The 21,402-nt window shown below is 41.0% G+C and carries 11 protein-coding genes; 2 read left to right on the top strand and 9 right to left on the bottom strand.

Annotated features, from left to right (window positions below; genetic code table 11):
• Window positions 1-219: 219 nt before the first annotated feature.
• Window positions 220-921 carry an RNA polymerase sigma factor gene (locus HPE63_RS10650; protein ID WP_188314247.1) on the top strand — a complete coding sequence of 234 codons (702 nt, stop codon included), beginning with the start codon at window positions 220-222 and terminating at the stop codon, window positions 919-921.
• Window position 922: 1 nt separating this feature from the next.
• Here the strand turns inward: HPE63_RS10650 and HPE63_RS10655 are convergent, their stop codons facing one another.
• The 9 genes from HPE63_RS10655 to HPE63_RS10695 all read right to left on the bottom strand — a co-directional run bounded on the left by HPE63_RS10655 (window position 923) and on the right by HPE63_RS10695 (window position 19,454).
• Entirely contained in the window at window positions 923-2,560 is a 1,638-nt protein-coding gene (locus tag HPE63_RS10655; RefSeq protein WP_188314248.1) for a sulfatase family protein, read from the bottom strand.
• 2 nt (window positions 2,561-2,562) lie between these two features.
• Window positions 2,563-4,809: a beta-glucosidase BglX gene (gene bglX, locus HPE63_RS10660; protein WP_223198122.1), complete on the bottom strand. Its 2,247-nt coding sequence runs from the start codon at window positions 4,807-4,809 to the stop codon at window positions 2,563-2,565.
• Between the two features lie 53 nt (window positions 4,810-4,862).
• The gene (locus HPE63_RS10665; protein WP_188314250.1) at window positions 4,863-6,635 is read right to left on the bottom strand and encodes a discoidin domain-containing protein; all 1,773 of its coding nucleotides are present in this window, start codon (window positions 6,633-6,635) and stop codon (window positions 4,863-4,865) included.
• A gap of 26 nt (window positions 6,636-6,661) precedes the next feature.
• Entirely contained in the window at window positions 6,662-8,047 is a 1,386-nt protein-coding gene (locus HPE63_RS10670; RefSeq protein ID WP_188314251.1) for a glucoamylase family protein, read from the bottom strand.
• Window positions 8,044-9,408: a glucoamylase family protein gene (locus HPE63_RS10675; RefSeq protein ID WP_188314252.1), complete on the bottom strand. Its 1,365-nt coding sequence runs from the start codon at window positions 9,406-9,408 to the stop codon at window positions 8,044-8,046. Before HPE63_RS10675 ends, HPE63_RS10670 begins: the two co-directional genes overlap by 4 nt.
• 63 nt (window positions 9,409-9,471) lie before the next feature.
• Window positions 9,472-11,844, bottom strand: coding sequence for a LamG-like jellyroll fold domain-containing protein (locus tag HPE63_RS10680; RefSeq protein WP_188314253.1), 2,373 nt, complete (start codon window positions 11,842-11,844; stop codon window positions 9,472-9,474).
• Between the two features lie 25 nt (window positions 11,845-11,869).
• Entirely contained in the window at window positions 11,870-13,414 is a 1,545-nt protein-coding gene (locus HPE63_RS10685) for a RagB/SusD family nutrient uptake outer membrane protein (protein WP_188314254.1), read from the bottom strand.
• An 11-nt stretch (window positions 13,415-13,425) separates the two neighbouring features.
• Window positions 13,426-16,458: a SusC/RagA family TonB-linked outer membrane protein gene (locus HPE63_RS10690; RefSeq protein ID WP_188314255.1), complete on the bottom strand. Its 3,033-nt coding sequence runs from the start codon at window positions 16,456-16,458 to the stop codon at window positions 13,426-13,428.
• Between the two features lie 239 nt (window positions 16,459-16,697).
• Window positions 16,698-19,454, bottom strand: coding sequence for a LuxR C-terminal-related transcriptional regulator (locus HPE63_RS10695; protein WP_188314256.1), 2,757 nt, complete (start codon window positions 19,452-19,454; stop codon window positions 16,698-16,700).
• Window positions 19,455-19,680: 226 nt separating this feature from the next.
• Here HPE63_RS10695 and HPE63_RS10700 point away from each other — a divergent pair, with 226 nt between their 5' ends.
• Window positions 19,681-21,357, top strand: coding sequence for a sulfatase family protein (locus HPE63_RS10700; RefSeq protein ID WP_188314257.1), 1,677 nt, complete (start codon window positions 19,681-19,683; stop codon window positions 21,355-21,357).
• The last annotated feature ends 45 nt before the right edge of the window (window positions 21,358-21,402 follow it).

Raw genomic sequence — 21,402 nt, forward strand, 5'->3', positions numbered from 1 at the left:
GAAAGAGGGCATTTAAGCACTAGCAATCACTAGGCTATTTCGTTAACTTTAGATAATACTTAGCTATAATCCAAAATTATTAGCTAGTAAGGGTTGATGAAATGACGTAGGTCAGTCAGGTCAGACTTTACATTACTGATAATTATCATTTTAATCGGTAATAATTGATGGTAGATTTAAGTATATAAAAATGGACTGTTAATTAAAAAAATAAACACCATGGTAATTAAACAATTAGCCCGACATAAGGAAGAGAACGATTTTGAACAATTCTATAATAAAATATCGGCAATGGAGCCTGATTTACGGAAATTCATGACGAGGAGCCTCAAGGCTGCGGAGAATCAAGGGGCCATTGATCGGGGGTTTTATAATGCCGATGAACTTTTAGATGAGATTTATTTGGAGATGTTCGAAGAGTTCGCGGATTATATGGATAAAGAAAAAATAAAAACGATTTTGTTTTCAAAGGCGGTACAAAAAATTGAGGAGAAAAAGATTATAGAGCAAGAAACCCCTGAATATATCAGTACAGAGGAGATGTTAAAGGAAGAGCTGAATGCCTTGGACGAACAATTCACAATGGATGCCGATGGTGATTTGATACTCAATACCGAGTTGGACGATATTTCCTATAAGCAAATTTCGGATAGGCCGAACAACGTGATATTGGATACAACCTTGGAACAGGAATTAATAAAGAAATTGGATTTGAACGATTCCCTTTTGCCTTCTTTGGAACGTCGTACAACTTTTGGCGCACTCTTTACTAATATACCGCCAAGAACTAAATCGGTTTTAGAACTCTATGCCTTTGGAAATCGCAGTCACTTTGAAATTTCCGAAATACTTGAAGTTCCAGAAACCGTAATCGATAGAATAATGGAAAAGATGAACGAACGCTTTAGGCTTATAGAATAGGTCAGCGATTCCCGGAGTCTCTTAACCGTTTGAAAAGTTGATAGGCAGCATCCACTTTTTCTTTTGGGGCTTTTTGAAACTCTATATCCGTTACTTGATAGACAGCTTGCATTGAATCCAACTTTTTGTGCATTGTCGTAACGATTTCAGTATAGGCTGCATCCGAATAGGCGTTGTAAAGCTCAAGAGAGTCTTTTTCAAGGTCGTATAACTCCCAAGTGTCTATGTCATCGTAGAAATGCATTAGTTTGTAACGTTTTGTACGAATACCATAATGTTTTTTTACCATATGGAAGGCCGGATAATCGTAGTAATGATAATACACTACATCCCTAAAATCGGATTCATTCATACTTCCATCTAACAGTCCCTTAAAGGATTCTCCCTGCATGTCCTGACCTAATTCCGAAAGATTGGCAAAATCTAGGAATGTTTGGGCGAAATCCAAGTTTTGTACCATGGCATTTATTTTTGTACCAGGTTCAATAATGCCTGGTAATTGCATCAATAATGGAGTTCCGAAGGACTCCTCATACATGAACCTTTTGTCGAACCATCCTTTCTCCCCGAGATAAAAACCTTGGTCCGAAGTGTAAACGACCAAGGTGTTTTCATCCAATCCACTTTCTTCCAAATAATCCAAAATACTGCCTATACCCTCGTCCACTGCTTTGATTGTTGCTAGGTAATCCTGTAAATACCGTTGCCCTTTCCATGCAGCCAATTCATTACCGGTCAAATTCGCCTTGTGAAAGGCGTTGTTTTTTGGCAGATAGTTTTCGTCCCATTGTTTTCGTTGTTCCAAGGTCATCCGTTCAAAATCGGTTGTCCAAGGATTATGGGCCAATTCAGTACTACCATAGGCTTTGGTCATTTTGAGATCATGCCCTTCGTACATATCTTTATAGATGGTCTGTAATTGCTCTTGGGCCGCCTGTTGGTTTATAAACGTGGGGAAATAGGTTTCAGGTAAAGGGAATTGTACAGAGTCATATTTGTTGGTATGGCGTAAGGCCGGCATCCAATTTCTATGCGGTGCTTTATGTTGAACCATTAAAAAGAAGGGTATGGAATCCTTTCTTTTATGCTGTAACCAATCCAGGGCGTCATTCGTAATAATGTCCGTGGCATAGCCTTCAATGCGGGTAGTATCACCGTTTACAATAAAATCCGGATTGTAATAGTTTCCCTGGTCAACAATGATTTTCCAATGGTCAAAGCCCTGGGGATGACCGTGTAAATGCCATTTACCTACAATAGCCGTTTGATACCCTGAAGCATTCAACATTTTTGGAAGGGTAGGTTGATTACCATCAAAGTGGTCCCCATTTTGCCTAAAACCATTAATATGGCTATATTTTCCGGTAAGGATTACGGCCCTACTAGGCCCACAAATGGAGTTGGTCACAAAACTATGGTTGAATAATGCCCCGTTTGCAGCCAAACGGTCAATATTGGGGGTAGGTGCCAATTTACCAATCGGGTGCCCATAGGCACTGATAGCCTGGCTGGCATGATCGTCGGACATGATAAAAATGATATTCGGGGTAGCGGTTTGTTTTATAGGCTTAGGTGACTTATCCCTACAACCTAAGGTAATAAGGCCTAAGAAAAGTATTGTCAGTGCTTTATTGATCATTCCTAGTTCATTTCTAACCTGAAGGATGTTTTCAGAGTGTCATCCGAATTTGTACCTATAAAAATTTCAAATTCCCCGGGTTCCGCGACGTAATCTAAATCATAATTGTAAAACTTAAGATCTTCAATTGTAATGGAAAAGGTTACAGATTTGGTTTCACCCTTATTCAATGCTACCTTTTGAAACCCCTTCAATTCCTTAACAGGTCTCGTGACGGTGCCAATTACATCACGTATATATAATTGGACCACTTCCTTACCATCAAAATCACCCGTATTCGTTACATCAACCGTTACTTTGATAGTGTCGTTTTCAGTCATTTTATCCGAGCTTAACCTTAGATTATCATATGTAAAGTTGGTATAACTCAATCCAAATCCAAAGGGATACACGGGTTCATTTCGTTCATCGATATAATTGGAGGTAAATTTTTCAAACTTACCTTCCTTATTTTGAAGGGGACGACCTGTGTTTTTATGATTATAAAAAAGTGGAATCTGTCCGATACTTCGTGGGAATGTTGCAGTTAATTTCCCTGACGGATTAACATCCCCAAAAAGCACATCTGAAATTGCCAAACCCGCTTCACTTCCTGGGAACCAAACATTTAGAATGGCAGGCACTGTTTTGCTTTCTTCCTTTAAAACTAGGGGCCTACCGGTAAATAATACCATAACCACAGGTTTCCCTGTTTTTAGTAAGGCTTTTAACAAATCTTGTTGAACTTGAGGGATTTCAATATTGGTTCTGCTGCTACTTTCACCACTAAATTCAGCAGACTCTCCAAGTGCTGCAACAATCACGTCTGCCTTTGATGCGATTTCCAGGGCCTCGTTTAGTAACACTGCATCAGACCTATTATCCCTATTGAGTTCCTTTCCAAACATCGTTGCTCTTTGCTCCAATTCGGCATCGTATGTAAGATTACTTCCTTTGGCATATACTATTTTCACCTTATCGCCAACAACGGTATTTAAGCCTTCCAACAAGGCGATTGACTTATTTTGAACAGTCGCCACACTCCACGTTCCTGCCATATTTTCCTTTGAATTGGCAAGCGGTCCTACTATAGCGATGGTTCCCGATTTTTTTAAGGGTAATAGTTGATTTTCATTTTTCAATAGAACCATTGATTGAGAGGCAACTTCCCTTGAAAAATGGCGATTATCCTCTGTGAATATTTCCGCTTGTGCCCTGTTTATATCGCAATATTTATAGGGATCATCGAATAATCCTAAATCATATTTGGCCTTTAAGATCCTTCTGACGGCATTATCAATTTGTATCATATTTACACTGCCTTCCTCTACGGATTTCATCAACGTAGTCAGAAATCCTTCACCGATCATGTCCATATCCAAACCTGCATTTAACGCTAAAGCCGAACTGGTTTGCAAATCACCCATCCCATGCTCGATCATTTCATTAACTCCGGTGTAATCACTCACCACAAATCCTTTAAATCCCCATTGCTTTCGTAAGAGATCTGTCAACAACCATTTATTTCCAGTGGCAGGTATTCCGTCTATTTCGTTAAAAGAAGCCATAACCGAACCTACGCCAGCGTCAATAGCCGCTTTATATGGGGGTAAATATTCATTATACATACGTATTCTGCTCATATCAACTGTATTATAATCCCTTCCAGCCTCAGAAGCACCGTATAAAGCAAAATGTTTAACACAGGACATTATGGTGTTATTCTTGGTCAAATCATCACCTTGATATCCGCGAACCATTGCCTTTGCTATTTCGCTTCCTAAATAAGGGTCTTCCCCGGAACCTTCAGAAAATCTGCCCCAGCGCGGATCTCTTGATATGTCAACCATAGGGGAAAAGGTCCAGTTGATGCCATCCGCACTGGCTTCAGTCGCAGCCATTCGAGCGGTTTTTTCTATCAATCCCATATCCCAAGAAGTCGACAACCCCAAGGGTATCGGAAATGTTGTTCTATATCCATGAATAACATCCAAGCCAAACAATAAAGGGATCTTCAAACGGCTTTTTTCAACCGCGATTTTTTGGACTTCCTTAATTTTTTCAACCGATGTGATGTTCAGCAACCCGCCTACCATTCCCGCCTCAATTTTCTTAGCGATATCCGAATTCTGTGCTTGACCGGTTACCACATCGCCGGACCCAGGTAAATTCAATTGCCCAATTTTTTCTTCCAAGGTCATTTTACCCAGGAGTTCTTCTACGAACGGATTGGTTTCCTGTGCTTGGAGAAGGATAGTGCAGCATAACATTAAGACCGGTAAAATAATCGATTTAAGGATTTTCATCGTTTGTTCTTTTTTGTTTATTCGACTTCCATGACTTGGGATTTTTTGGAAATGCCATTGTTATTAAAAGCCTCGATCTGAAAATAATAGGTATCGGTTCTATCGGCACCCGTAAAGTAATACTCGTTTTTGCCATAGACCATTATACTACCATAGAGTTTGTCGGGCGATTTCCCCCAATAAATCACATAGCCATCGGCCAATTGGTTTTGTTGCCATTTAAACCAAATACTGCGTCGTTCACCAAATTTCTTAGGATTCGCCCTTAGAACAGTAAATTGCTGGACCTCCTCGGGTGGTTGTCCACCGCCTTTACCAAAAACCCGAAAGCCACTTAGGGCAAATTTTCCGGTTGGCATATGTAGATTTTCCATTTTGAGGTACCGCGCACGTAGGGGAGTGCCCATTTCGACATAATCATGGGGTACATCCTTATCATTCTTACTTTTGTCAACTATAGTCTTCCATGTTTTACCGTCCTCGGAGGCATGAATTTTATATTGGTGGAATGTCCCTAATTTTTTTCCCATAAATTCAACATCCTGATCCGCGTAGTTGATCTGAATGGCATAAACAGATGATACTTCCCCTAAGTCGGTCTTAAACCATTCGCCTTTTTCCCCTGTTTGGGCGCACCAATAGGTCTTGATGTCTTCATCAACTGCAAAATTAGGTTGGTAACCTCCTAGGATCGAGGATACTTGAACCGGTTTTTGGTAATTCAGTAGCATCCATCCCGCAAAGAGTCCTTTTGAAAAATCCATTTCTTTTGCATGTTCGGGCAGCAGGGTTGGATAATCGCCATAAGCCGTATTGCAGAACATGACATCGTCTTCATCAAAACCTGCAGGCCAAATACCTATACGGCGTTCGAAATTGTTTTTTACCGAAATTACCATTGTTGAGACGTGCCAGTAATTTTCATGGTTATCTTGGAAGGTGGCCCCATGGCCAGCACCACTTGCAAATCCGCCGGGTTTATATGAAAAAGGGTTGTGCTTCTGGTATTGAAACCGTCTAAGGGGGTCGTCACTGACATATACCCCGTCTGCATAACCACTGAACTCCGTACCAGGAGCCGCATATTGCATATAGTATTTACCATTGTGTTTTGTCATCCAGGCACCTTCAATAAAAGGAGGTAAAAAAACATTGTCGTTATATTCCCCAAAGCGCTCCCACCCATGATCTTCGGGGTGCAAACCCATAAGTGCAACGGTATACCCTTCAGACTGCATGGTCTTGGTGTTAATTTCAGTGCCCAGTAGTGGATTTACATTGCTGGAACCCCAGTAGAGAAAGAGTCGGTTATCCTCTTCGTCATAGTGAAAAGCTGGGTCCCATGCACCTACTTTGAGGGTATCAACGGCAATTTGCCAATCATCCTCGGTCGGATTCGTGCTTTTATAAATAGGAAAATCGGATTCCCACGTAGATCCATATACATAAAGAGTGTCACACATGGCCCAGGCAGCAGGGGCATTTAAATCGTGTATATACTTATCATCACGAAGAAACTTACGATAGACGAATTGCCAGCTGAGCATATCATCACTCCACCAATAACCTTCTTGATTGGTCGAAAAAAGAAAGTACTTGTTTTTAAAGTTTACGATTACCGGATCGGCGGTAGTACGGTGTTTTCCTTTCTCGGAAAAACGCTCAAAGGGGGTGTACCCATAGTCAATATTTAAAGGATTGCAATAGGTGGTGTTTTTTCTTTTCTGAGCAACAAGGGAAAAAGAGCAGAGTAGCAGTAAAAAGAGAATATCTTTAAAGTCAGGTTTCATCGGTTCATTTTTATGTCTTTAAAAATTTACAAAAATGAAAAGCCAAGTTTGGTAAGGCCATTTTGGACTTCTTCGTTTTGCATGAATAGGTTCCATAACAAACCTGACCTATAATTTTCAATCATAATAATTTGGGGTCCTTGATCTATGGCCAAATAGGCTTCTGCCACCCAAAAGTTGTTCTGAGGGCTGAAGGCATCATAGAAACCTGCAGGACCCAATAATTTATCCTTATTCTTATAAAAATAATGAAGTGCCCGCATCGATTCTTCAGGAGTGTAGGGCATGGAACTAATAGCGGCGGTAGGTGAAATTACCCCAGTATCATTAGAGGGACTATGGGCGTTATATCCTAAACTACCATCGTTGTTTCGGGTATAACTTGCTGTAAGTCCCCAGCAATCCTCCCCGTAATCGGTATAATTCTTAGGGTTTTCTTCACAATACAGGTAATTTATTTTAGAATGGTTTACACTAACGTCCCAATAATCCACATACGCATCGGACAGTGATTTAGGGTTTAAGCCCAAATAGGAGTAATGGGCCCAAAATAGAGGCCCACCGTAAGGCGAATTGCCAGCATGGTCTACGAGTAAAGGCAGGTTGTATTTGGTTTCGGCCGAAGTGAAATTCCCGTTAGAGGCCCATCCGTTAGTATACACCTCCTTGGTTATCGAATAATCCGGAGATGCTGCTGCCATGATATAAGCAATAAGAACTTCATTGTATCCTTTCAATTCAAAGTTTATTTCAAAATTGTGGTTGGGGCTCCAGTGCCAGTACAACGCATTTTTATTTTGGGTGTACCAGTCCCATTCAACGCCCTTCCAAAGTTCGTCAGCTTTGTCGGCCAGTGCTTTTTCATCAATAGATCCATTCTTAAAGTATTCCTTTATACAAATAAGTCCTTGGGCCAAAAATGCGGTTTCGACCAAGTCACCGCCATCATCCAAGGCGCTAAATGGTTTTACTTGACCGGAACTGCCATCGAGCCAATGTGGCCATGCCCCATGAAAACGATCTGCTGATTCTAAAAACCCCAATATTTTTCCGAGTCTAACTACGGCTTGATCTTTAGTGATAAAACCTCTTTCAACACCTACCAAAATAGCCATAAGGCCAAATCCCGTACCACCTGTGGTAACCGTTAGGGGGTCGTTTGATGGATTGGAAGGATGATATCTTTCTCGGGCCGCACCCGAATTGGTTTCGGCAAAATCCCAAAAATACTTGAACGTTTCTTCCTGGGTAAGATCTAATAAGTCTTCATCAGCAATCAGTGGTGTTTCATCAATCGGTTCCTCCTTGGAATCTTCAGGTAGTTCTGAAACACCAATAGGGCCTGTACCGTCATTGGAAGAACATGACGACAGTAATAAAATGTAAAATAAATGTCCAAGTACCTTCTTCATGATTCGGATTTCGTGGATTTAAAGCCTAATTTGTGTAATCCACGCTGAACATCGGAATTCTTCATAAAAAGTTTCCAGAACAACCCACTTCTATAATTTTCGATCATCACTGGGATAGGTCCTTGATCAATTGCCAAATATCGAGGTAAATACCATTTATGTTCAATGCTAAAGGCATCGTAAGGGCCATATTTACCGATTAACGAATCTTGCCCGGTATACATAAACCGCAAAAACGCAATACTCTGTTCGGGGGTATACGGCATTGATGAAAGTGCTGCGGTAGGGGAAATTACCCCAAGGTCTCTGTCAGGGCGATGGCCGGCATATCCTTTTATGGAATAGCTAGAGGTCAATCCCCAGCATTGTTCCCCATAACCTTTAAAATGATTGGGATTTTCTACAGCATACTTGTAATGTATCAAGGCATGGTTTTGGTTCAATTTCCAATAATCCGCGTATTGATCGGATAATCCGTTGGGATCCAATCCCAAATAGGAGTAATGTGCCCAAAAAAGAGGCCCAACCGGGGAATTATCGTGCTCGTAATGGTCCAGTACGGTTGGTAGACCATAATACACCGTATCTTTTTTTATGGCGCCATTACGGGCCCAACCTTTTTCGTATACTTCCTTCTTAATCGGATGGGTAGGGGAGGCTGCCGCCAAAACGTACATAATGAGTGCTTCATTGTACCCGCCAACCGGAAAGTTCATTTCCCAGCCGAAGGTAGGTGACCAATGCCAAAACAATACATCTTCACCTTCTTGCGTATACCAATCCCATTCGACTTCTTCCCATAATTGTTGAATTGCATTTGCAAGGCGTTTTTCCCTTTCATTGCCGTCCTTAAAATACTCTTTTACGGTAAGTAACCCTTGGATAAGAAATGCGGTTTCGACCAAATCGCCACCATTGTCCTTGGTACTAAAAGGGGCAACCTTTCCTGTTGGCAACAGCCAATGGGGCCATGCTCCATGAAAACGATCAGCTTTGGTTAAAAAAGCTATTGCTTTTTCATAACGTTCCAGAGCTTGTTCACGGGTTATGAAATCACGTTCCACTCCGACTAAAATCGCCATAAGTCCGAAGCCCGATCCACCGATGGTAATGATATCCTTATCATGTGTAGGATAGATATTATCCAAGTGGATACGCTCCCGGGCCAGACCTGAAATAGGTTCGGCGCCTTCCCAAAAATATTCGAATGTCTGCTTTTGTACGGAGTCCAATAAGGCAATGTCGGTTACCTCTGCCATTTTCGAAGCAGGTGCAGATACGACAGATTTCTTTTTAGAAAAATGACCGTTACAACCAACTAACAAAGATGCAACGGCCATTGTAAACACTATTAACCTCATAAATGATGTTAAAAAATTAAACTAACTCAAACAACTCAACTAAATTTTTTAAAATATGGTATACTATTCAATTAGGGTTTGTATTTCTTCAGAAGTCAAAACCCTGTCGAACAAATAGAGCTCGTCAATAAAACTGATATCAGAAAGGTGGTTCCAGCCTATGAAATTAGGGGCGCCTGATCCAATGGACAAAATTTCACAATTTACCCAACTTATGGTTTTACCTGTCATATCACCGGAATTAGTCACTGGTTCCCCATTAAAATATATCTGGGTGGCAGTATCGGAAACCGTAAATGCGACATGCACCCATTCCCCAGCGGTAACATCGATGACATCGCCATCATTCCAAACATCGCCAGCGTCGGTTCCAACATGTAGTTTTATTCTTTGCTCATCGGCATTTCCTTCCCTGAACAATCTAAAGCCTGAAGATAGATCATTGTCCGCTCCGTTCATTGGGGGGCCAACAGTCAAAATACCTGCCCTATCAGGATCGGCATTCACCTTGTACCAGAAGGCACCACTGAATTGATTATTGAACAAACCATCTATTGGGAAGGTTAGATACGAGTCTGCTGCACCCGCATAGGCATCCGTGCCCACGCTACTTTCCCCAGCAAATCCTGGAGTCCCGACTACAGTCGGCTCTGTATTGTTGTTCACTTCGGTATTGGCACCATCAAAAGGCATATAAAGTGTTGAACCAAAGTTTTTTGGTGTAAATTCACCACCGGCAACTTCCGCTACTTCTTCGGGCGACAATTCTTTATTATAAAACCGCAACTCGTCTATAATACTAGCGTCAGATAAATGATTCCAATAATCAAATGTCGGTCCACCAGAACCAATAGTGAATTCCTCACAGCCTGTCCAATCGACGGGAGCTGCCATATCGGAAGACCTTACTTCAACACCATTTAAATAAATTTTATTTTTGGTATCTGAAATGGTCATTGTAATATGGACCCATTCCCCGGCAGCAACATCAATGATGTCGCCATCGTTCCAACTCTCACCTGCTCCTGTACCCACATTCAATTTGATTCGTTGTTCATCCGCATTTCCTTCCCTGAATAAACGGAACCCTTGGAAACGATCATCGGCATCATCACCAACAACCAAAATACCTGCCCTATCTGGGGTAGCATTTACTTTATACCAGAGCGAGGCGCTAAATTGATTGCTTAAATAGGGCACTGCAGGATGTGTAAGATATGCATCCATAGCCCCCAAATATGCACCATCTCCCTCTCGGGCATCGTCGGTTATTTGAGGTGACCCTACTTGTGTAGCGGCAGTGCTGCCTACTAAATTAATGTAGCCACCCTCGAATGGCATATAAAATGATTCTCCATCAAATTGTGGTGTATATGGATTAAACGAATTCAACATAATCTGAATATCGGTTTGTGTCAATGCCTTGTCGAAAAAACGCAATTCATCTATATCACTGCCATCGGATAAGTGATTCCAGTAACTAAATGTTTCCCCTCCCGAACCAATGGTGATTTCCTCACATCCCGTCCAATCAACGGGGGCCGCCATATCAGCTGTGTTTATTTGATTTCCGTTGAAATAAATGACACTTTGGTTTTGTGAAATTGTAAATGCAACATGCACCCACTCACCAGCAGTAACATCAATTACACCCCCATCATTCCAACTTTCACCTGCGCCAGTTCCGACATTCAATTTGATTCGTTGTTCATCTGCATTTCCCTCCCTAAACAAACGGAAGCCTTGGAAGCGATCATCGGCATCATCACCCACGACCAAAATACCAGCCCTATCTGGGTTTGCATTGACTTTATACCAAAACGCGCCACTGAATTCATTACTTAACAACCCATCTGATGGAAAGGTCAAGTAAGAATCTGTAGTTCCCTTATAGGCCCCTATTCCGGCATATCCAGAACTTGCAAATCCTGGAGCGCCAATTTCGGTAGCGGTTTTAAATCCTATTTGGTCTCTATAATCACCATCAAATGGCATATAGAAAGACTCTCCATCGAGCATGGAAATATATGGTGGTTGTTTTGAAAAATTGACTTCAACGGTGGTTGTCTTACCTTCGATATCGGTAGCTGTTACGGTTAATGTATGATCCCCGTCAACCAAATCATCAAAAGTAAATTCCTCCAGGGCCCTACGATAATCCTTAAAGCTGCTGAATTTGGCAATTTGCGTTCCATTTAGAAGCACCGTTATACTTGCAATTTCTATGTCATCGGTCACCTCTATATCTATATCCAAAGTGGTTACCTCTTCAAAAACCTTAATGGCCTGCCCTTCAGTCGGGGAATTGACCGTAATCTGAGGCGCTGAAGCATCGGTTCCCGGAGCTACCTGCGTAATGTCGTCTATGCCTTGGTCACAGCCATAGAAAAGCATTACGGCCAACCAACTTGCGAATATGTATCTTATTGTTTTCATCTTTTCTCTGATATTAGTTGTTTGTTTAGTTGCCCAAAATAGGGAATTGATCTACTTGACTTTGTGGATAAGGCAAATAGCTTTTTGAAGGGCTGAATGTCCTACCGTCATAGTTTAACTCGTCATACCTTTCCAACCTAAGAAGGTCAAAATATCGTTTGCCCCATTCCATTCCCAGTTCGGCAAATTTTTCATCAATAATCTGATCTAAGGTAACCCCACTCAATGCCGGCATACCTGCCCTTGCTCGAACTAAATTGACGGCTTGGTCGGCAGTCATTCCAGATCCTGAAGCACCATGGGCAAGGGCTTCGGCATACATCAACAGGATTTCCCCATAACGAATGACATTATAATTTTTATTGCTTCCATAAGCGGTTCTTCCAGGAATCAATTGATTGGAAGGTAAATAGTGTTTACCACTTGCAAACAAAGCCCTGGCATAGTCATTAATAACATCACCATCCCTAGTAGTGTTTGAGACAAAACTTGGTAGTGTTGCATAATTCGCATCTGTTTGAAGTTCTGCTATACCGCGGTCGGTAAATAGAACACTGGTTTCCAATCGTACTGTTTCCCCACGATCCAGCATGAACTTAATGAACTTCATACTGGGCTCGTAAAAGCCCCAACCACTTGCAGCGCCTGCTACGGCGGGAGTCCAACCTTGTGGACCATAGGGAGCATATAAATGTCCCGAGCGATCACCTTCGCCTTGACCGAAATCGGAGTACTGGAAATCAAGGATACTTTCATCACTAAGTTTGCCAGGAGTTTTGAACAGTTCATAAAAATCAGGGAACAAGCTGAATTTCCCTGAACTGATAATTTGTCCCGAGGCATCGGCAACGGCTTGATAGTTCTCCAGTTCCTGATTGGCCAATGCTTTGATGGCCAGAGCGGAATACCGAGTTACACCACCAGGAAAATCGGTACGTTCATTGGGGCGCATGTTTGGTAGTAATGGTATGGCCTCGTCCATCTGGTCGGAGATATGCTGCATTACTTCATCTTTGGTGGGCAATACTTCAACATCCAAAAGTTCATCAGTATTTGAGGACATTGGTATGAATACATCGCCCCAAACTTCAGAAATTTGAAAGAGCATCATTGCACGTAGTACTTTGATCTCCGCAATATACTGATCGCCTTTTGCAATATCGGTGGCATCCCCAAATTCTTGGAACCTTGCTATCTGTTCCATGGCGGTATGGGCCAAAATCACATCTCTATATACATTTTCCCAGAGGGAGTTGTACATCCAATAGTCCTTATTATAATTGAATAGATCGGTCTCGGCAAAATCTTGTTGATCGCCCAAACCACCGGCATTGACATCATCGCCCCGTACGGAAATCAAGAGGGGTTGCTCCCATCCACGATTTTGAAACGCTGCGTATGCGCCAACTACGGATAATTGCATTCCAGAAGCATCTGTAAAGTCGGTGCCTCCAGCAAAATTATTGTTCAATTGAGGTTCATCCAATTGTTCCGAGCACCCTATAAAAACGACCAAGGCCGACAAGGTGTATAGGGCTCGTTTTATGTTAATTTTCTTAATTAGTTTCATAATAGCTTTTTTTATATTTTAATGTTTACACCAATCGTATATGTAGCGGGAATGGGATAGGTCTCATTATCTACGCCATTTGACACCTCTGGATTGAAACCATTATAGCTGAACAGGGTCAGTGGTTTTTCCGCAGTCACATAAATGCGGGTACTTGGCACTCCTTTGAGTTTACCGTTTTTGTTTATGGTATATCCCAAGGTAAGATTTTGTATCCTAAAAAAGTCACCATCTTCTACCCAATAATCGCTCAATCTCTGGTTCCATCCTTTACGGGCTCCTGCCGAGGAGGGATAACTATTTGTGGTTCCTTCACCATGCCAGCGATTAACTGCAAAATCCCGGTCCCAGTTGGTGTCATTGGTAAAGATCACCTCCCCACGTTTACGATTAAGGATTTTATTCCCTCCCTGACCCGTACCGGCCGCCGAAAAGTCCCAATTCTTATAATTGACCCCTAAATTGATTCCAAAGGTATAAGAAGGTAAAAAAGAACCTAAAACGACCCTATCATCATCTGTGATGTCCCCATCGCCATTAATGTCCTTGTATTTGAAATCACCAGGCTCTAAATTATTGGCCACGGCTACGGGATCTGCTTGGATTTCGGCATCATTTTGGTACACACCAGCTATTTCCCTGCCATAGAAGGCAAAAATCGGTTCCCCAACGATGGATCGCTGTCTAAACTCCGCGGTACCTGCATCCAGGTGTGGTTGCCCACCAAGATCGAGCACTTCATTCTTTAAAGTAGAAAAGTTAGCACCGATATTATAGCTAAAGTCCTCTGATACTTTCTTATCCCAATTTAAAGCTATTTCCAGACCTGAATTACGGATTTCCCCAATGTTCTGTCTTGTAGATCCTGGAATCAATGCCCGTTCTACGGGTATGACTGCATCCTTGGTATCCCTGACATAATAATCCGCTTCCAAGGAAAGATTATTGTCCAATAGCCTGGCACTGATACCAGCGTTGATTTCTTCCGTGACCTCCCATTTCAAAGCGGTAAAATCACTGCTGGTGGTCACTCCACTGAACATGGTGTCGCCCAGTGCGGTCGTTACCACAGAAGAAGTTATAGATCCAGAACTTGCGGCCACCTTGTCATTACCCAATTTTCCCCAACTGGTACGTAATTTCAAGAAATCGAAAATTCCATTGTCCTGCATAAAGGATTCGCCGGTAACGACCCAACCAGCACCAATGGTAGGAAAGTAGCCCCATTTTTCTTGATACTTATTCGTGCCATCGGCCCTAAAAGTACCGTATAGCAAATAACGATTATCGTAATTGTAGGAAACCCGGCTGAAATATGAAAATCCATATTCCCTTGCCCCCCCATCCTTAACATCTTCTACCACTATGGTCTGTGCTTGGTCTATAAAGTAAGCTTCTTCGCCGGACAAGGGGAAATTGAGGGCCCTGGCTTCGAGCATGTCATAGGCCTCATCCCTGAAGGAGGTTCCTGCCAATACGGTTAGATTATGTTTATTAAAACTATCGGTATAGGTAAGCGTATTATCCCAAATCTGATTGGAGAAGGTCTCACTTCGTTTAAATAAATTCGCATCTTCGCGTTGGAAGTTATTGCCAATAAAGTAGGGAAGCCTTACCTCTCTTCGATCTATGGTTTGAAAATTATGGTTATAAGCGGTCTTGAAAGTCAGTTTTTCAGGAACGATATTGATCTGGGCATAAAAATTGGCCAGCACATTTCTAATTTTAGACCTTTGTTCGCTATTGTCCATTGTGGGAAATGGGTTTTGTCCGCCCCTATACCCTAAATCCTGTGCGTTGGCATAGTTTGTTGGGAAGACGGCAGGGTCGTTGGCCAATATATCATCGTAAACGGGTAAGATCGGTACTGCATAATACGCCAATCGCCATGCGGAATTCTCTGCATCATATCTCGTAGCATTACTGATTACGGCATTACCGCCTATGGTAAGCCATTCCGAAGCCTTGAAATCGATCTTACTCCTTAAATTAAATCGTTCATATTCGTTCTTCATTTTAAGGATACCCTCTTGGCCAAAATAGTTGGCCCCAATGGCATATGTGGCATCTTCACTTCCCCCTGTAACACCAATACTATGATTTCGAATCAATGCAGACCGTATTATTTGATCATACCAATCTGTATTAACATCAGGAATGTTAGGGTTAACCCTACTACGGCCATAACGTTGCATGGCATTTAATATGAATTCCGCATCGGGTGCAGATCCCGATTCAAGGGCAAGCGTCGTGAATTGTTCGGCATTGGCCAATTTTAAAATATTCTGTGCTACCTGATATCCCGTATATCCATCATATGTAATCTGGGCCTTTTGGTTATAAGAACCTGATTTGGTTTCGATAAGTACGACCCCATTGGCTGCCCGAACACCATAAATGGCTGCTGCAGAGGCATCCTTTAAGACGGAAATAGAGGTAATATCAGCAGTATTCAGAAAATCTATATTATCAAAGAACATTCCGTCTACAACATACAAAGGGGCAGAGGTGTCAGTATCGTTCGTATCGGTACCGTAAGACCCAATACCCCGTACACGTATCACAGGCGATTGTCCGGGTCCTCCACTATTTATCACTTGCAAACCGGCAACCTTACCTTGTAAGGCTTGCATGGCCTGACCTGTAGGGGTACCTGCCAACTCTTCCGACTTGATGGTGGTAATCGACGAAGTAAGATCTTTGGATTTCATTTCACCATAACCGATCACTACGACCTCATCCAGGGCTTGGGCGTCCTCTGCCAAAGACACTGAAATAGTACTTCTACCATCAACGGCTATATTTTGGGTGACAAACCCCAGGTAACTGATCGATAAAATCCCATCGGAGGCTACATTGTCCAAAGTGAAATTACCATCAAAATCTGTTTGCGTTCCTGTAGTAGTTCCTTGAACCACAACACTGGCGCCCGGCAAGGGTTGCCCCTCAGTATCGGATACCGTCCCAGATACCGTAATACCACCTTGCGCATAAATTGCCATTTGGGACAAAAAAAACAAGATTGTTAAAATTGTATTTCTCATTTTAAAGATTGTTTAAGAATTAGTTTGAATATTTACTAAATTACTAACAATCAAAGGTTGAACCCACTCTGGCAGGTACATAAAAATTACATCATATGAATAGTGCTTCATAGACCCTATAATAGGGGTGTTTGCAGTAGTGAATTTGATTAATTGATTCTTAAATTTAACATAATGATGTACTAATGATGTAGTTGGTGTGCAAGGAATAGAAGAGGAAACCTGTATAATCCTAAAGGTCAGTTAAATTTGATCAAAAAGTTTGAAAGATTTTGTGAGCTATCGATTTTTAGCTTTTTCCGAAGTCGGTAACGATGGATCTCAACCCCTCTATTGGTTATGGCCATTAAGGGAGCAATCTCTTTGGACGAAAGGTTCATTTTCAAATATGCGCATAACTTCAGGTCTTTTGGGGTCAGATTTGGGTACTTCTTTAGTAGGTTTTCAAAAAAGTCTTCATGGAGTTCTTTGAAATTGACTTCGAAATGCTTCCAATCACCATCATCATTAATCGAGTTGTCCAATTTTTTGATAAATGATCCATAGCGCTTTTGGTTGGTGAATTGGCTTTTATTCACCAATAGCATTTCCTTTAATTCAAGAATTACTTTGTTCTTTTCAGCCATATTCATCGTTGTCCTGGCCAGTTCTTTCTGTTTTTGTCTAATTTCCCTTTCCAATTTTTCTTTTTCCAATTTGGCCAATCTTTCCTCCTGTTCCCTATGAAACCTTTCTTTTAGTATACGATGTTTTTTATCCAACTTTTTTCTGTTGTACCAACGTATTAAGAAAACCATTCCAATTAGGGCAAGGAGATACATCGCCATACTCAACTTTGATAAATACCAGGGAGGGGCGATTTCAAATCGGATGGTTTTGGGGTCGGATCTTTCATTATCTATTCGGATCGTAGAAACGTCCAGTTCATAACTACCGAAAGGCAGGTTTTGAAGCTTAATGACACCGTTCTCAATATCATCAGCTTGGTCCATAGGACCCTTCAATTCAAAATGATACTTGGGTTCTACCAAACTCGGCGATGATACATTCACTAGTATATCATGTGACATGTTATAGGGTACGTGGAATACTTCATTTTCCAATGGATATGTTTTTTGCCCATCTTCAAAGGAAACAAGTTTTGGTTTGGGTAATTCAAAATCTTCAAGACGTTCATTGAATTTATATAGGTCAAGTTGTCCAAAACCATCATTTAAGGTGAAGTAATAAATGGAATCATTTAACTTAATAATATTTTCCGATTCTGGGGCCAAACGTTCTTGTAACTGAATATCATCTAACACTAAATCAGCGTCTTTTAAATCGGTATATAGGACTTCTTTTGAGCCCTCGTTATCTATAAACCAAAAAAATGTATCGTCGTGGTGAATGAGATTTTTATGGTTATAGCCCTGGAATTCCTCAAAAAGTTCAATTTTCTTTTCTATTGGGTTATATCTGTACCAAATACCCTCAATATAAAGCGCTATTTGATTTCTTATGTTATATACCTTTACGTTGTAATTGGTTGGTATTACTCCTGTGGTAAATTCGATCTTCTCAATTACCTCATCATAGGCGTCATTCAATACGATCCTGAACAAACCTTTATAAGGGTGTGCGGCCCAAAGGGTATGGGTATCCTCAAAACATAAGTATTTTACCGGTTTGTCCATGCCTACTATTGAGGTGACAATCCACGTGCCATTAATATCTTTTTCATATTTGGCGAGGCCAATATAAGTTCCTTGGATAAAGGAAGTATTTGATTCGGGTACCTTTACGATCTGATAGCCCCCGGTAATGCTTGATATTTTTTCAAATGAATTTTTGTTTACCCTATAAGTACCTGTGTTATGGCCGCAAAAAAGTTCACCATGGGTTACATTCAAATCCCAAACATGTCCTTGGGAACCTTCAACAAATTCCAAAGTATCGTTATTAAAATAATAGATACCTGTATTGCTTCCCATATAGAGGACATTTTCATGAACCGCAAGATCATATACGGTTCCAACAGTCCCTGAATAATCGGTATAATAGGTTAACGGGTTGCTTAATTGAACACGGTCTATGCCATTGTCCAAACCTACCCACAATTGTTCTTTATACTGCATCATAGATAGAACGGTGTTGTTCTGTAGCCCAACCTGCCGGTTTAACCTTTGGCTGGTTTTACTATCATTATCGTATAAATAAATCCCATTCTTTATGGTTCCAAAGGCTATCTTGTTCCTCGATAGGGATAGGATTTGATTCAATTGATATTGTTTTAATTGTGTATTAATACCTATTTCGAATGGGATTATTTTTTCTTCCGTCATTAAATAACAACCATTTCTTTTTGTACCAATAAGAAGACCTTCCTTAATATCGGTCATGGCAATGATTACCTTATTCGATAACATTTCGTGCTCTTCCAAGGGATCAAGACTATCGTTAATAAGCTCATAAAGTCTTTTATGTCCTCCTGCGACCAAAATCTTATTTTTATAAATTGAAACAAATGTTACCACAAAAGGAGGGTCGATAACGGTGATTTCATCATTCTTTAAAATATAAATTCCGTTAAAAGATCTAAATATTATTGAGTCCCCGTATGGCAAAATTTGCCAGAATTCCTCACTTGTAAAAACATGGTCCTTTATTAAATGGGTCAGGGAAGTGTAAAGGAGCACACCGAATCTGTTTTTGGTCCAATAACCAAACTCTTCATATGATCCGGTATAGATTTTGCCATCAATATGTGCTACCGACCGTATGGTGGTTTTATTGGGAAGCTTGTAAAGTTTCCATTTTTCACCATTAAAGTGAAGTAATCCGCTATTGTTGGCGACAAATAATTCACCCTCACTATTTGTCGATAGTCCCCAATTCTTACTATCTGCCTGGTATTCAAAAATCTTATAGTTATGAATGGGGGGCAACAATTCTTGGGCACTCATCCAAAGGGGTGCAGACCATATGGTAAGAATAAGGGCTAAGATTGGCTTCATTTTATAGTACTTCTTCTTCACTATCAGGATAAAGATAAGCCAAAGTTATTTTAAAAAAGTATCAGGATTTCTTTAGAATAAGGGTTTGCCATCCAGATTGCTTCGCATTGGCACACTTTTTTATAGGAAGAGAAAACATTATTAGCTTCCATCGGGGAAATCCTGTAATTTTAAAAAATGTACATAAATATTTATGCTATAGATGTACATCAAACTTTAAAATTCAATGAGAAATTATTCATTTCTGTTAGCCCTTTTTATTGGCCCGCTTTTTTATAATTGCGAAATACCCGGAAAGGAAGCCCCAAAACGCCCTAATATTATTTTCATCATGTCCGATGATCATGCCTACCAAGCGATTTCGGCTTATGATACCCGTCTAATTAAGACCCCGAACATTGACCGTATTGCCGAAATGGGAATGCTCTTTACCAATGCCACGGTCACGAACTCCATTTGTGCACCTTCAAGGGCTACGATTCTTACGGGAAAACACTCCCATATCAATGGGAAAATCGATAATCACTTTCCTTTCGATACGACCAATGTCACTTTTCCGCAGTTACTACAAAAGTCTGGTTATGAAACCGCCATGTTCGGGAAACTGCATTTTGGCAATAATCCAAAGGGCTTTGACCAGTTTAAGATTTTACCCGGACAAGGGGCTTATTACAATCCTGACTTTATCACGAAAAATGAAGGAAATATTAATGTAAAGGGATATGTTACCGATATTATTACGGATATGACTTTGGATTGGTTCGAAAAAGAACGTAATCCAAATAAACCTTTTATGCTGATGTACCTGCACAAAGCACCCCACCGGTCCTGGGTCATGGCCGAACGACATATGGCGGAGTATACCCAAAAAACCTTCCCCGAACCAGCGACTCTTTTTGATGATTATGCAGGTAGACCTGCTGCCAAAGCCGCCGAAATGAGCATTTTAAGACATATGAGCTGGATCGCGGATTCGAAGATTTTCCCCGAGGTTATGGATGAAATGGAACTTCCTCCGTTTGGTACCGACAAGATGAGAAATCAGTTTGGGGCGCAAAACCGAATGGACTCCGCACAACTATCAAATTTTAAAAATGCCTACCAAAATATAAATGAGAGGTTCAAAGCCAATTATCCGACTATGACTGAGGAGGAAAAAATGAAATGGCGTTATCAACGGTATATGCAGGATTATCTGGGAACCATAAAAGCGGTCGATGAAAATGTGGGTCGGATGCTAGATTATTTGGAAACCAATGATTTGCTCGAGAATACGATAATCGTATATACTTCAGATCAAGGCTTTTATCTTGGTGAACACGGTTGGTTCGATAAACGTTTCGTCTATGATGAATCCCTCAAAACGCCATTACTTATAGCTTGGCCGGGCCAGGTCGAAGCCGGTTCCAAATCTAATGAAATGGTACAGAACCTGGATTTTGCCCAGACCTTCTTAGATGTGGCTGGTATCGACCAACCAGATGATATGCAGGGCGAAAGTTTACTTCCGATATTAACGGGACGTATGGATGATTGGCATAGGGAAGCGGTTTATTACCATTATTACGAATACCCTGCCGAACATATGGTAAATAGGCACTATGCCATAATAACCAAAGAGTACAAGTTGATCCATTATTATTTTGATTTGGATTATTGGGAACTCATCGATCGTAAAAAAGACCCAAAGGAACTGCATAACGTTTATAATGATCCTGCCTATGCCGATATTAAAGAAATGCTACATAGGGAATTAAAGGAGATTCGCAGAAAGTATGGAGATAGTAATGAACTAAGCCAACAGTATTTAAACACTTTTCTTCGCGATATAGAAGAAAAAGGGATATTTGGGATACCGCAAGAAAAATTGGACGAAATATTGGATAAAAACACCAAGAATTAATTTGATAGCTAAGATGGGATTACTTGGTTTTTTATGTGTTGTAGA

It is taken from the genome of Maribacter arenosus, from assembly GCF_014610845.1.
GTDB classification, from domain to species: Bacteria; Bacteroidota; Bacteroidia; order Flavobacteriales; family Flavobacteriaceae; genus Maribacter_A; species Maribacter_A arenosus.

Excerpts from the sequence above, each read along its gene's own strand:
- HPE63_RS10685 (WP_188314254.1), bottom strand. The coding sequence starts at position 13,414 with ATGAAACTAATTAAGAAAATTAACATAAAACGAGCCCTATACACCTTG.
- HPE63_RS10695 (WP_188314256.1), bottom strand. The coding sequence starts at position 19,454 with ATGAAGCCAATCTTAGCCCTTATTCTTACCATATGGTCTGCACCCCTT.
- HPE63_RS10650 (WP_188314247.1), top strand. The coding sequence starts at position 220 with ATGGTAATTAAACAATTAGCCCGACATAAGGAAGAGAACGATTTTGAA.
- HPE63_RS10700 (WP_188314257.1), top strand. The coding sequence starts at position 19,681 with ATGAGAAATTATTCATTTCTGTTAGCCCTTTTTATTGGCCCGCTTTTT.
- HPE63_RS10670 (WP_188314251.1), bottom strand. The coding sequence starts at position 8,047 with ATGAAGAAGGTACTTGGACATTTATTTTACATTTTATTACTGTCGTCA.
- HPE63_RS10665 (WP_188314250.1), bottom strand. The coding sequence starts at position 6,635 with ATGAAACCTGACTTTAAAGATATTCTCTTTTTACTGCTACTCTGCTCT.
- bglX (WP_223198122.1), bottom strand. The coding sequence starts at position 4,809 with ATGTTATGCTGCACTATCCTTCTCCAAGCACAGGAAACCAATCCGTTC.
- HPE63_RS10680 (WP_188314253.1), bottom strand. The coding sequence starts at position 11,844 with ATGAAAACAATAAGATACATATTCGCAAGTTGGTTGGCCGTAATGCTT.
- HPE63_RS10690 (WP_188314255.1), bottom strand. The coding sequence starts at position 16,458 with ATGAGAAATACAATTTTAACAATCTTGTTTTTTTTGTCCCAAATGGCA.
- HPE63_RS10655 (WP_188314248.1), bottom strand. The coding sequence starts at position 2,560 with ATGATCAATAAAGCACTGACAATACTTTTCTTAGGCCTTATTACCTTA.
- HPE63_RS10675 (WP_188314252.1), bottom strand. The coding sequence starts at position 9,408 with ATGAGGTTAATAGTGTTTACAATGGCCGTTGCATCTTTGTTAGTTGGT.